The organism is Duganella levis (assembly GCF_009857605.1).
GTDB lineage: Bacteria > Pseudomonadota > Gammaproteobacteria > Burkholderiales > Burkholderiaceae_D > Rugamonas > Rugamonas levis.
Genome location: NZ_WWCT01000039.1, coordinates 1 through 12,921, shown reverse-complemented (window position 1 = coordinate 12,921; position 12,921 = coordinate 1). Strand labels below are relative to the sequence as shown.

The following is a 12,921-nucleotide window of genomic DNA, read 5'->3' as shown; positions in this document are numbered from 1 at the left end:
AGCTCGCTTCGGCGAGCTTTTTTTTATGCAGTAAGATAGCGCTGCCGCGCGACGTGTGCGGGAAAATCAGGAAAGGTCCGATCCATGAAATCAGTATTGTTCTTGAAGTCAGCGCTCGTTACGTTGGCGGTTGCGCCGATGTTGTTGTCCGTGCCGGCACAGGCGCAGACGCCGTCGGCGGCTGTGACGGCGGCGGTTGCCGATAAGGCGCGGCCGGAAAAAGATGTGCAGCAGGATGCGGTGCGTCATCCGGCCGAACTGGTCGCTTTCGCCAAGGTCAAGGCGGGCGATGTGGTGGTCGATGTCTGGCCGGGCGGCGGCTACTGGTCGCGCCTGTTCTCCACGGTGGTTGGACCCAAGGGCAAGGTGTATGCCTATGTGCCGGCCGAGATTACCGGCTTTAAATCCGATCCGCTGGCGCTGGCCAAGGCCATTTCCACCGAAGCGGGCCACGGCAATGTCGAGGCAACTTCCTACCCGGCCGCCGAGCAGCCCGCATCCGATATGGTCAACAAGGTGGATGTGGTCTGGACCTTCGAGAATTACCATGACCTGCACGACAGCTTCATGAAAGGCGCCGATGTGAACGCCTTCAACCAGGCCGTCTTCAAGCGCCTGAAATCGGGCGGCTACTACATCGTCGCCGACCATGCCGCCGCCGCCGGCACCGGCTTGAAAAACACCGAAGACCTGCACCGCATCGATCCGGCCGCAGTGAAGGCGGAAGTGGAAAAAGCCGGCTTTGTGCTGGATGGCGAAAGCACCGTGCTGGCCGTCCCTGGCGATGACCATCAGCTGAAAATCTTCGATCCTGCCATACGCGGCAAGACCGACCGTTTTGTGTTGCGCTTCAAAAAGCCCTGACACATGGCACGAAATCGGCTGCTGTACTGCGGCATCACGTTGGCAGTCATTTTAATCGGCCTCGCATCGCGGCGTTTTCCGATGATGTTGCCCGCTGCGGCGGGCAAGTATCCGGGTGACGTACTGTGGACCATGATGGTGTTTTTTGGTCTCGCCGTTATCTGGCCGAGACTTGGCGTCATGCGACTGACCGTTGCTGCGCTGGCGATTTCATATGCGGTCGAATTCAGCCAGTTGTACCAGGCGCCGTGGATCAATGCGGTGCGCGCATATCCAATCGGCCACCTGGTGCTGGGCTCTACTTTCAACTGGCCGGACCTGGCGGCCTACACCATCGGCGCTTTGCTGGCCATGCTGCTGGAGTTGTCCATCAGGCGGTTTGCTGCGTGACATAACTACAACATTTGTATCGATTTGTATCAAATCTATAACGGCTAGCGTCGCGCCGCATTTAACCATTCGCTACCCGCTTGCAAGCCGCAGCACGCCGCGTTTTCCCTCTGGCGCCGGCCACATCATGAATTTCCTTCAAGTAAAAACACTGGATCCCCTGTAACTATGCGGATTTTCCGTCTATCAATGCTCGGGAAAATATGTATAAATTTCAACAACGGAATGCTAGAGTGGTGTGTCAAAAATCATCACATTCATTGACATTCATACCAGCCGATAAGGGATCAAATGAAGACTAAGCTTCTGATAGTGTGTGCCGCCATCGCGGCCGTAGCGGGTAGCTCGCAGGCCATCACTCTGCCGGGTACTACTCCCCTGACCAAACCGCGCGTCGCTGCCGATACGCGGATCGTCGACCTTGGTTTGGCCGCCTCGACCGATGTGAAGACCATCTCGTTGTCGCTGGCGGTCCGCAACGCCGACCAGCTGGATACGTTCATCGCCAGCCTGGCCGACCCGACCAGCACCAACTTCCGCAAATTCATCACCCCGCAGCAGTTTGCCGCCAACTATGGCCAAAGCGCGGAATCGGTGGCCAGCGTCGTCAGCTACCTGAAGTCCAAAGGCTTCACGATCAACAAGGTGTTTGGCAATAACCTGCAGATCACCGCCACCGGCACCAATGCACAGATTACCGCCGCCTTCGGCGCCAGCGTGCACAACTACTCGCTGCTGGGCAACCGCTTCCAGGCCGCCGCCACCACGCCGACCATCCCGACCGCGCTGGCGTCGGTCGTGAAAGCTGTCAACGGCATCAGCACCCGCGCGCTGTTCAACAAGCATTCGACGGCCGTGCCGCGCACCGGCGCCCTGGCTGGTGACGTCAATCTGAAAGTGGCGGGCGCCATCGGCGGCGCCCCGGGCCAGTACACCACCACCGATCTGGCGGCCAAGTACAACATCAATCCGCTGTATGCGCGCGGCATCACCGGCGCCGGCAAGACCATCGGCATCGCCACCCTGGCCGGCTACCTGCAATCCGACGCCTTCGCCTACTGGAACCAGCTGGGCCTGAGCGTCAGCAGCAACCGCATCACCGACGTGCTGGTCGACGGCGGCCCGAGTCCACAGGACGGTCCGGGCTCGGACGGCGCCGGCGAAACCACGCTGGACGTGCAGCAGTCGGGCGGGGTTGCCCCGGGCGCCAACCTGCGCGTCTACCTGGCGCCGAATACCGACGCCGGCTTCATCGACGTGTTTGCGCAAGCGGTGGACGAGAACCTCGTCGACGTGCTGTCGGTCAGCTGGGGCAATCCGGAAGTGTATTTCGACGATGCCACCATCGCCGCCTTCCACGCGGTGTTCCAGCAGGCGGCCGCACAAGGCATTCCCGTGATCGCCGCCTCCGGCGACGCCGGCGCGTTCGATATCAACCGTTCGCTGCCATATCCGGCTTGCACCACGCTGCTGGGAGTCGACTTCCCGGCCGCCGATCCGTTGGTGCTGGCTGCCGGCGGCACCACGCTGCCGAACACCACGGCGCGTAAATACGGCACCGTCACCGTGCCGACCGAGCGCGCCTGGGGCTGGGACTACCAGAAAGACTACATCGTCAAGTATTACGGTACCGATCTGTACTACGCCAGCTACCTGGCCGTGGGCGGCGGCGGCGGCGTCAGCTCGATCTACGCTGCGCCGTGGTACCAGAAGAATCTGGCCGGGGTACAGAAAACCGCCGCTGCGCAATCGCTGGTGTGCGAAAACGCGGTGTTCAACCGGGGCGCCGGCTATGGCGACTACCTCGACCTCCCGGCTAACCTCGCGGGCCGCAACCTGCCGGACGTGTCGCTCAATGCCGACCCGTACAGCGGTTACGCGGTGTACGTCAACGGCGCCTGGTCGACCGGTTCGGGGGGCACCAGCTTCGTCTCGCCGCAGCTGAACGGCATCCTGACCCTGATCAGCGCCGGCATCAACGGCCGCGTCGGTCCGATCAATCCGCAGCTGTACAGCGCCTTCAAGACCTACGGCTATGGCGCCGGCTCGCCGTTCAAGCCGATCACCGCCGGCACCAACCAGTTCTACCCGGCCACCGCCGGCTACAACCCGGCCACCGGTCTCGGTTCGCTGGACGTGAACGCGCTAGCCAAGGCGCTCGGTCTGAAATAAGTACCAACTGGACGGCGCCCGGGTGGCCGCCGTCCTTTTCCTGAACTTTTAGATACGGATCGCACATGAAATTCTTCAAGCAACTCATCGTTACCGTCGCGCTGGCCATGAGCGCCTTCGCCGCCCATGCGGACACCTTTGTCGGTAAGGACATCGGCGTGCCAGGCGACTTCAACAACACCTGGACCTTCCTTGGGGTGAACGACACCGCGCACGCCGCCGGTAAGCAGTTCAACGACTTCTTCATCTTCAACGTGCCCGATACGCAATACATTTCGGTCACGCTGACCTCCCTGTTGCGCGGCAAGTCAGATGGCGTCAGCTTCCTGGATGGCGGCTTTCTTATCTACACCTACAGCGATGGCGATGTGATGGCCGCCGTCGATGCCACCCAATCCAACACCGTTACCGGTGGCGCCTGGTTACTGGGCAGCGGCACCTACGGCCTGTATGTGGCGGGTAGCTATGCGCTGAACGGCGGCAACTATGGCGGCCAGATCCTGGGCACCCCGTTGACGGCCGTGCCGGAGCCATCGAGCATTCTGATGCTGCTGGCCGGCATGGCGCTGATCGCCGGCGTGGCACAACGCCGTCGCCGCAGCTAAGCGTTTTTCACGGTATCGAAAGCCGCGCTGCTGCGCGGCTTTTTTTATGTCAGCGCGGCGGCAGACCGCGCGACTCCGCGCAAGGATCGTTTTCGTCGGGAATGTGGCGCACCTTGCTGGTGGCGGTGGCGGCCGGAGCGGCGCCGCAGGCAACGCTGGCGCTGCTGGCCTGGCTGGCGGCACTGACCGCTGGCGCCGCCTCCTGCTTTGCGGGCGCACAGGCGGTAAGGCACAGCAGCATCAGCCAGCGGGGAAGGGCGGAAGAGATCATGGCGGACTCCACAAACGTTCGGTGCGCAGTTACATCAAAATCACGTCGTACTGTTCCTGATCGTACGCGGTTTCCACTTGCAGTGAAATCTTCTTGCCGATGAAATCGCCCAGCATCGCCAGGTGCTGGGATTCCTCTTCCAGGAACATATCCACCACCTCCTGCGAGGCGAGGATGCGGAATTCGCGCGGATTGAACTGCTTGGCTTCGCGCAGCAGTTCGCGCAGGATTTCGTAGCAGATGGTGCGCGAGGTTTTCACCTGGCCCTTGCCGTGGCAGGCCGGGCATGGTTCGCACAGGATGTGCGCCAGCGATTCGCGGGTGCGCTTGCGCGTCATCTCCACCAGCCCCAGCGCCGAGAAGTTGCTGACCGAGACCTTGGTGCGGTCGCGCGACAGCGCTTTCTTCAACTCGCCCAGCACGGCGTTGCGGTGCTCGGTGTTCTCCATGTCGATGAAGTCGAGGATGATGATGCCGCCCAGGTTGCGCAAGCGCAGCTGGCGGGCGATCGCGTGCGCGGCTTCCAGATTGGTCTTGAAAATCGTATCGGCGAAATTGCGCCCGCCGACAAAGCCGCCGGTGTTGACGTCGATGGTGGTCATGGCTTCGGTCTGGTCGACGATCAGATAGCCGCCCGACTTCAGGTCCACGCGCCGGCCCAGCGCGCGCAGAATTTCTTCTTCCACGCCATACAGGTCGAACAGCGGCCGTTCGCCGGTGTAGTGGTGCAGCCGTGGCAGCACGCCCGGCGTGTAAGCCTGGCCGAATTCTTGCAGGTTCAGGTAGTTCTCGCGCGAGTCGACTTGAATAGTCGCGGTCTCGTCCTGCACGAAGTCGCGCAGCACGCGCTGGGCCAGGCTCAAGTCCTGGTGCAGCAGCGTGGTGGCCGGCTTGGTGCGGGCGCCGTGGGTGATCGCGGCCCAGGTCTTGCGCAGGTAGTCGACGTCGGCGGCGATGTCCGGGTCGGAGGCTTCTTCCGCTTGCGTGCGGATGATGTAGCCGCCTTTTTCATCCTTCGGCAGCAGGCTTTGCAAACGCGTGCGCAGCGCTTCGCGTTCGGCTTCCTTTTCAATTTTCTGCGAGACGCCGATATGGCCATCCTGCGGCAGGTACACCAGCATGCGGCCGGCGATCGAGATTTGCGTCGACAACCGCGCGCCCTTGGTGCCGATCGGATCCTTGATCACCTGCACCGTCAGCACCTGGCCGTCGAACAGCAGCTTTTCGATCGGCGTCGGCGTGGCGTTGTTGCCGCCATCGTGCGGGCGGGCTTCCCAGATGTCGGCCACGTGCAAAAACGCTGCGCGCTCAAGGCCGATGTCGATAAAGGCGGATTGCATGCCGGGCAGCACGCGGACCACTTTGCCGGAATACACGTTACCGGCCAGGCCGCGCGTGAGCGTACGCTCGATATGGAGTTCCTGCACTGCGCCTTGGACGATCAGGGCGACGCGGGTTTCCTGCGGGGTGATGTTGATCAGGATGTCTTCGTTCATGCCCTGATCATACACGGCCCTCAAGGGAGCGGCAAACCGGCTTGGCGCAGCAGCTGCACCGTTTCGTAGATGGGCAGGCCCATGATGCCGGAATGGCTGCCGGCGATGTGTTCGATGAAGGCGGCTGCCGGGCCCTGGATGCCGTAGGCGCCGGCCTTGTCATACGGCTCGGCGGTGGCGCAGTAGGCCGCAATGGCGGCCGGCGACAGCACGCCGAAGCGCACATCCGATACTTGCGTGATCTGCGCCGAGAAGCCGGCTGCTTCCACCGCAATCGCGGTCAGCACCTGGTGCGTGCGGCCCGACAGCTGTTGCAGCATGGCGGTGGCTTCGGCCGGCGTGGCCGGCTTGCCGAGGATGGCGCCGTCGATGGTAACGGTGGTGTCGGCCGACAGCACCGGACGCGGCGCCATGCGGCGGCGCACCACCAGGTCGGCCGCGAACACGGCTTTTTCCCTGGCCACGCGGGCCACGTAATCGAGCGGCGCTTCGCCGGGCAGCACTTCTTCCGTCACGTCGGGGCCGCGCGGGCCGTCGTTGCGCAGCAGCAGAAGTTCAAAGTCGATGCCCACCTGGCGCAGCAATTCGCGCCGCCGTGGGCTTTTGGAAGCAAGGTAGATCTTCTTGTCGACCGGTTTCATATGGTTATTGTTAGACGCGGTGATAAGGATGGTTCTGCGTAATGGTCCAGGCGCGGTACAGCTGCTCGGCCAGCATCACCCGCACCATACCATGCGGCAGCGTCATGCTGGAGATGCGGATCAAACCTTCGGCGCGCGCCTTCAGCGCCGGATCGAGGCCGTCGGCGCCGCCGATCAGGAAGGCCGTGTCGCGGCCATCCTGCTGCCAGGTTTCCAGTTGCTGCGACAAACCGACCGAGGTCAGATCCTTGCCGCGTTCATCGAGGGCGATGATGCGCACCGATTTCGGCAGCGCCGCCTCGATGCGCTCGCGCTCCAGCGCCATCGCGGTGGCTGCGGTTTTGCTGCCGGAACGCTCGACCGGCTTGATTTCCTTCAGCACGATCTTCAGTTCCGGCGGCATGCGCTTCACATACTCGGCGTAGCCGCTTTCTATCCAGGCCGGCATCTTGTGGCCGACCGCAGCGATAATCAGCTGCATACCGGATTACTCTTCCGATTTTTTGATGCGCTTGATGACGGTTTTAGCCGGCGCTTCGTCAGCCTTCGGCTTGGCGACTTTTGGCTTGGAAGCCTTCAGTGCCTTGACGGCGGCAGCGGTGGCCTTCGGCACGCCGACCTTGATCTTCTTGCCAGCTGGGACGGCGGCCGGTTTGACGGCGGCTTTCTTGGTGGCGGTAGCGGCTTTGGCGGCGGCAGGCTTGCGTGCCGAGACCTTTTTCTCGACCACTGGCGAGGCTTCGACGGCTTTTTTACCGGCGGCCAGGTGGGTGCTGACCTTCTTCGGCTCGGCGGCGGCTTCGCCTTCGACCGTGTTCTTGCGCTTGGCGGCGCCCAGTTTCACCGGCTTGTCGCCCCACAGTTCTTCCAGACGGTAGTAGGCGCGGATTGGCGCTTGCATGATGTGGACGATGATGTCGCCCAGATCGACCAGCACCCATTCACCGGTGTCCTCGCCTTCCATGCCGTAGACGTCGCCGCCGGCGGCTTTGACCTTGTCGCGCACCGAGGCGGCCAGCGCCTTGGTTTGACGATTCGAGGTACCGGACGCGATGGCGATGCGGTCGAACAGGCTGGTGAGGTGGGTCGTGTCGAACAGGACGATGTCTTGGGCCTTGACGTCTTCGAGGGCGTCAACGACCAGGGTTTGCAGTTTTTTGATGTCCATTAGCTTTTGTATAGATGATGTTGTTCAATATAGTCTAGCACTAGCGGCGGGATAAGCGAGTCTGCCTTCTCCCCCCGTTGTAATGCCGCACGTATCTGGGTGGCGGAAATATCCACCGCGAAGTCTTGTGCCAGATAAGTCAGACCATGCGGCGTGTTACGGATTTGTTGCGGCGTTCCCAGTCGGCTGGAGAACGCCTCGGCCACTGCCGGCGGCAAGCCGGCGGTGGCCATGTCATAGCCTGGACGGGCCGCTACGCAGAAATGCGCGTAGCCGAACAGCGACTGCCATTCGTGCCAGGTGTCGAACCGTTGCAGCTGGTCGGCGCCCATCAGGAAGCTGATCGAGGCTTGCGGTCCCAGTTCGGCGCGGATCTGGCGCAGGGTGTCGATGGTGTACGTCGGCAGCCCCTGGGCGCCGCGCGCGATTTCCTGCAGGTCGACCGCCACGCTGAACGGCCGGCCGGCAAACGCCAGTCCCAGCATGTCGGCGCGCTGCTGCGACGATGCTTTCAGCGTGGCCTTCTGCCACGGCAGTCCGGTCGGGATCACGCGCAACTGGTCGACTTGCAGCAGCGCGGCGAAATACTCGCCCAGCGCGACGTGACCATGGTGCACCGGATCGTAGCTGCCTCCCAGCAGTGCGATGCGGTATGCCATCTTATGCGGCAAGCCAGTCGCGATGCGGCAGGAAGTCGGTGTACAGCGCCGCCTCCGGCGTGCCGTCTTCCGGTTCCCAGCGATAGCGCCATTTGACGATCGGCGGCATCGACATCAGGATGGCCTCGGTGCGGCCACCGGATTGCAGGCCAAACAGCGTGCCGCGGTCGAACACCAGGTTGAATTCGACATAGCGGCCGCGCCGGTAAGCCTGGAAATCGCGTTCGCGCTCGCCATACGGCGTGTCCTTGCGCGCTTCCAGGATCGGCAGGTAGGCCGTGAGGAAAGCGTCGCCGACGCTCTGCGTCATGGCGAAACTTTGCTCGAAACCGCCGGCGCTGTGGTCGTCGAAGAAAATGCCGCCGACGCCGCGCGCTTCCTGGCGGTGTTTCAGGTAAAAATACTCGTCACACCATTGCTTGAACTTGCCGTGCAGGTCGTCGCCGAACGGGGCGAGGGCGTCATGGCAGCTCTGGTGGAAATGCTTTACGTCTTCCTTGAAGCCGTAGTACGGCGTCAGGTCCATGCCGCCGCCGAACCACCATACCGGCTCGCCGGCAGCGTTGGTGGTGCTGAAGAAGCGCACATTCATGTGCACCGTCGGCGCGTACGGATTGCGCGGATGGATCACCAGCGACACACCCATGGCTTCCCACGGATTGCCGCCGATGTCCGGGCGATGGGCCGACGCCGATGGCGGCAGCCTGGCGCCCTGCACGTGCGAGAAGTTAACGCCGCCGCGTTCGATCACATTGCCTTCTTCCACCAGACGCGAAATGCCGCCGCCGCCTTCCGGACGCTGCCACTCGTCGCGCAGGAATGGCGTGCCGTCAATGGCTTCCAGTCGCTGCACGATGCGGGCTTGCAGATCGAGCAGCCAGGCCTTGACGGCTTCCGGCTGCGGTGAAGAGACGGTTGCGGTCATCTTAGTGTTTCAGACCACGCCAGCCGATGTCGCGGCGGCACTGCATGCCGGCGAAGTGGATCTGATCGACCACTTCGTAAGCCGTTTTCTGCGCCAGCTTGACGCTATCGCCCAGGCCGACCGCGCACAGCACGCGGCCACCGGTTACCACCAGCTGGCCGTCCACTTCGGCGGTGCCGGCGTGGAAGGTCACAGATTCCGGCGTTTCGGCCGGGATGCCGTCGATCACGGCGCCTTTCAGCGGTGCGTCCGGATAGCCTTCGGCGGCCAGCACCACGCCCACGGCGGTGCGGCGGTCCCATTCCAGTTCGATCTGGTCCAGCGTGCCGTTGACGGCGTGTTCCATCACCGCCAGCAGGTCGGTCTTCAGGCGCGACATGATCGGCTGGGTTTCCGGATCGCCCATGCGGCAGTTGAATTCCAGCGTGCGCGGATTGCCGGCGGCGTCGATCATCAGGCCGGCGTACAGGAAGCCGGTGAAGACGATGCCGTCCTTGGCCATGCCGGCGATGGTCGGGTTGATGATCTCGCGCATCACGCGGGCGTGCATCGCCGGCGTCACGATCGGGGCAGGAGAGTACGCACCCATGCCGCCGGTGTTCGGGCCTTCGTCGTTGTCCTTCAGGCGCTTGTGATCCTGGCTGGTGGCCAGCGGCAGGATGTTTTTGCCGTCGCACATGACGATGAAGCTGGCTTCTTCGCCGGCCAGGAATTCTTCGATGACGATGCGGGCGCCGGCGTCGCCGAAGCGGTTATCGGCCAGCATATCGTCCACCGCCTGGTGGGCTTCTTCCAGCGACAGCGCCACCACCACGCCCTTGCCGGCAGCCAGGCCGTCGGCCTTGATGACGATCGGTGCGCCGTGGGCGGCGATGTAGGCGTGCGCCGGAGCGACGTCGGAGAAGGTTTCGTATTTGGCGGTCGGGATGCCGTGGCGGTGCATGAAGGCCTTGGCGAAGTCTTTCGACGACTCCAGCTGCGCCGCTTCCTTGGTCGGGCCGAAGACTTTCAGGCCACGCGCGCGGAACAGGTTGACGATGCCGCCGGCCAGCGGGGTCTCCGGGCCGACCACGGTCAGGCTGATGCCTTCGCTCTCGACGAAGTTCGCCAGCTCGTGCAGGTCGGTGATGTTGACGTTGACCAGGCGCGAATCGCGCGCGGTGCCGCCGTTGCCTGGGGCCACGTAGACCATCTGGATGCGCTCGGACTGCGCCAGTTTCCAGGCCAGCGCATGTTCACGGCCGCCGGAGCCGACTACCAATATTTTCATAATCCCTCAGTCTTCGATCAGGGTGTTGGAATACACTTCCTGCACATCGTCCAGCGCTTCCAGCGCGTCCAGCAGTTTCTGCATCTTGATCGCGTTGTCGCCGGTGACGGCGATTTCGACATCCGGCTTCATGATGATCTCGGCCACTTCGGCCTTGAAGCCCTTGGCTTCCAGCGCGTCCTTCACGCCGGCGAAGTCGTGCGGGCCGCACAGCACTTCGATGCCGCCTTCTTCATCGGTGACCACGTCTTCGGCGCCGGCTTCCAGCGCCGCTTCCATCAGCGCGTCTTCATTGGTGCCCGGCGCGAACAGGAACTGGCCGCAATGCTTGAACATGAAGGCCACCGAGCCTTCGTTGCCCATGTTACCGCCATTCTTGTTGAAGGCGTTGCGGACTTCGGCCACGGTGCGCACGCGGTTATCGGTCATGCAGTCGACGATGATCGCCGCGCCGCCGACGCCGTAGCCTTCGTAGCGGACTTCTTCGTAGGCTGCGCCGTCTTCGCCGCCGGTGCCGCGGGTGATCGCGCGCTGCACGTTATCTTTCGGCATATTGGCGTCGGCCGCCTTGTCGATGGCGAGGCGCAGGCGCGGATTCGACGTGATGTCGCCGCCGCCCATGCGCGCAGCAACGGTGATTTCCTTGATCAGGCGAGTCCAGATCTTGCCGCGTTTCGCGTCAGTTGCTGCCTTTTTGTGCTTGATGTTGGCCCATTTGCTGTGTCCAGCCATGTTCGGTCTTCCTTCGGCGGTGTGTCGGTAATTAAGCGATGGTGCTGCGGTGAGGGCGGTATTCTAGCATAAGAGCCTTGACAGAAACCGTCCGGGCCTCCCCATGCTGCTGCTAGAGGCCAGCCTCCACTTTTTGTAGGGAAGTTGTCACATCTACCTGCTAATGTTGATTCTTTTGACATTATTATATTGGCGGGAGTGAACATGGATCGTCGGCAGTTTATTAAATTCGGCAGCTTTATCACGGTATCGGTGGCCTCGGGGGCGGGCTTGAGTGCTTGCGGCGGCAGCGACGCGGCCCCTGGCAGCGACCTGGCGCTGGCCAGCGGCGCGTGGAAATTCCCGCAAAGCGTGGCCTCCGGCGACCCGCGCGCCGACAGCATCATGCTGTGGACCCGCGCCGTGCCGTCGGCTTTCGACAACGTCGCCGTCGCCACCGGCAGCGACACCGCCATCCGTCTGATCGTCACCACCACCGACAACAGCGCCGCGCTGGGCAGCAATGCCGCGCTCAGCGGCGCCACCGTGGCCGACGTCAAGCTGCCGTTGCAGGTCCAGTACGACAACACCGTGCGCCACAAGCTGACCGGTCTGTCGGCCGCCACCACTTACTATTACCAGTTTATCGCCGGTGACAACCGCTCGAATGTCGGCCGCTTCAAGACCGCACCGGCGGCCGACGCCGACGTCGCGCAGCTGCAATTCGTCTACATGACCTGCCAGGACTGGAGCGTCAACCACTGGGGCGCGATGACGTCGATCGCCGCCGAGCAGCTGGACTTCATCGTTCACCTGGGCGATTACATCTACGAAACCGTGGGCGAGGACTTCCAGGTCGGCGCGGTGGAAAGCCGCCACGACGCGCTGGTGCTGCCGGATGGCGTGTTCAAAAATGGCACGTCCGGCGCCAAGTACGCCAACACCGTCAACGACTACCGCTACCTGTACAAGAAATACCGCACCGACACCCGCCTGCAGGCGCTGCACGAGCGCTTCGCCTTCATCGCCATCTGGGACGACCACGAATTCACCGACGATGCCTGGCAGGACGCCGAAACCTACGACAACTCGTTCAATGCCGACGGCTCGGACCTGCACCAGCCGGCGCGTCGCCGCAGCGCCAACCAGGCGTGGTTTGAATACATGCCGGCCGATGTGACGCTGGACGCGGCCAACACCACCTTCCAGAACATCAAGATCTACCGCGACTTCCAGTTCGGCAAGCTGATGCAGCTGGTGATGACCGACGAGCGCCTGTACCGCGCCGACCACATCATCCCGGAGTCGTCGATCAATCCGGCCACCGGCAAGCCGCTGGGCCGCATCGGCTCGCGCTACCTGGTGCCGCAAGACCTGTTCAACAGCGTGGAAGCGCAGAAGATGGCCGGCGCCAAGAGCATCGGCCTCGACCCGCTGACCACCGCCACCATGCTCGGCAACACCCAGCGCCAATGGTGGATGGACAAGATGAAGGCCGCCACCTCGACCTGGAAACTGTGGGGCAATGAAGTCTCGCTGCTGCGCATGGGCCTGAACGGCGTGGACGCCATCGCCACCTTGCTGGCCTTGAACGCGGTGACCACCGTGGCGACCTCGGTCGGCGCCACGGCGGCAGCGGCGGGCGGCAACTTTGCCGTGGCTGGTGCGATTGTGGCGGGCGTGACGGCGGGCGCTTCGTCGGCCGTGGCGCAAGCGGCCGCAGTCGCCATCGCCACCAAGGCGGCTGGC

Annotated in this window: 14 protein-coding genes; 5 read left to right on the top strand and 9 right to left on the bottom strand. The window is 63.1% G+C overall.

Translation table 11 applies throughout. The annotated features are described in order from the left end of the window. Window positions 1-84: 84 nt before the first annotated feature. The 4 genes from GTP69_RS28950 (at window position 85) to GTP69_RS28935 (ending at window position 4,031) form a co-directional block, all read left to right on the top strand. Window positions 85-864: a class I SAM-dependent methyltransferase gene (locus tag GTP69_RS28950; protein ID WP_229261198.1), complete on the top strand. Its 780-nt coding sequence runs from the start codon at window positions 85-87 to the stop codon at window positions 862-864. 81 nt (window positions 865-945) lie between these two features. After that, window positions 946-1,254: a ribosomal maturation YjgA family protein gene (locus GTP69_RS28945; protein WP_229261197.1), complete on the top strand. Its 309-nt coding sequence runs from the start codon at window positions 946-948 to the stop codon at window positions 1,252-1,254. A gap of 291 nt (window positions 1,255-1,545) precedes the next feature. Next, on the top strand, window positions 1,546-3,426 hold the full coding sequence (locus GTP69_RS28940) for a S53 family peptidase (protein WP_161058106.1): 1,881 nt from the start codon (window positions 1,546-1,548) through the stop codon (window positions 3,424-3,426). Window positions 3,427-3,491: 65 nt separating this feature from the next. Beyond that, window positions 3,492-4,031 (top strand): FxDxF family PEP-CTERM protein, encoded by a 540-nt coding sequence (locus tag GTP69_RS28935; protein WP_161058105.1) that lies wholly within the window; start codon window positions 3,492-3,494, stop codon window positions 4,029-4,031. 49 nt (window positions 4,032-4,080) lie between these two features. Here GTP69_RS28935 and GTP69_RS28930 read toward each other — a convergent pair whose 3' ends face one another. Genes GTP69_RS28930 through GTP69_RS28890 form a run of 9 tightly spaced genes read right to left on the bottom strand, consistent with a single transcriptional unit; the run spans window position 4,081 to window position 11,193 of the window. Continuing rightward, window positions 4,081-4,302, bottom strand: a complete 222-nt coding sequence (locus GTP69_RS28930; RefSeq protein WP_161058104.1) for a hypothetical protein — start codon at window positions 4,300-4,302, stop codon at window positions 4,081-4,083. A 29-nt stretch (window positions 4,303-4,331) separates the two neighbouring features. Beyond that, window positions 4,332-5,798: a ribonuclease G gene (gene rng / locus GTP69_RS28925; protein WP_161058103.1), complete on the bottom strand. Its 1,467-nt coding sequence runs from the start codon at window positions 5,796-5,798 to the stop codon at window positions 4,332-4,334. A gap of 20 nt (window positions 5,799-5,818) precedes the next feature. After that, window positions 5,819-6,439, bottom strand: a complete 621-nt coding sequence (locus GTP69_RS28920; RefSeq protein ID WP_161058102.1) for a Maf family protein — start codon at window positions 6,437-6,439, stop codon at window positions 5,819-5,821. A 10-nt stretch (window positions 6,440-6,449) separates the two neighbouring features. Next, complete coding sequence (rlmH, locus tag GTP69_RS28915; RefSeq protein WP_160989439.1) at window positions 6,450-6,920, bottom strand: 23S rRNA (pseudouridine(1915)-N(3))-methyltransferase RlmH; 471 nt, start codon at window positions 6,918-6,920, stop codon at window positions 6,450-6,452. Window positions 6,921-6,926: 6 nt separating this feature from the next. Further along, entirely contained in the window at window positions 6,927-7,607 is a 681-nt protein-coding gene (gene rsfS / locus GTP69_RS28910; RefSeq protein WP_161058101.1) for a ribosome silencing factor, read from the bottom strand. Beyond that, window positions 7,607-8,266, bottom strand: coding sequence for a nicotinate-nucleotide adenylyltransferase (locus GTP69_RS28905; protein ID WP_161058100.1), 660 nt, complete (start codon window positions 8,264-8,266; stop codon window positions 7,607-7,609). Before GTP69_RS28905 ends, rsfS begins: the two co-directional genes overlap by 1 nt. Before the next feature lies 1 nt (window position 8,267). Then, complete coding sequence (gene hemF / locus GTP69_RS28900; protein WP_161058099.1) at window positions 8,268-9,191, bottom strand: oxygen-dependent coproporphyrinogen oxidase; 924 nt, start codon at window positions 9,189-9,191, stop codon at window positions 8,268-8,270. A 1-nt stretch (window position 9,192) separates the two neighbouring features. Next, window positions 9,193-10,461, bottom strand: a complete 1,269-nt coding sequence (gene purD, locus GTP69_RS28895) for a phosphoribosylamine--glycine ligase (protein ID WP_161058098.1) — start codon at window positions 10,459-10,461, stop codon at window positions 9,193-9,195. A gap of 6 nt (window positions 10,462-10,467) precedes the next feature. Continuing rightward, window positions 10,468-11,193 carry a YebC/PmpR family DNA-binding transcriptional regulator gene (locus GTP69_RS28890; RefSeq protein ID WP_161058097.1) on the bottom strand — a complete coding sequence of 242 codons (726 nt, stop codon included), beginning with the start codon at window positions 11,191-11,193 and terminating at the stop codon, window positions 10,468-10,470. 204 nt (window positions 11,194-11,397) lie between these two features. Between GTP69_RS28890 and GTP69_RS28885 the strand changes: the two genes are divergently transcribed. Then, window positions 11,398-12,921: alkaline phosphatase D family protein (locus tag GTP69_RS28885; RefSeq protein ID WP_202424616.1), on the top strand; the 1,524-nt coding region annotated here is incomplete at its 3' end.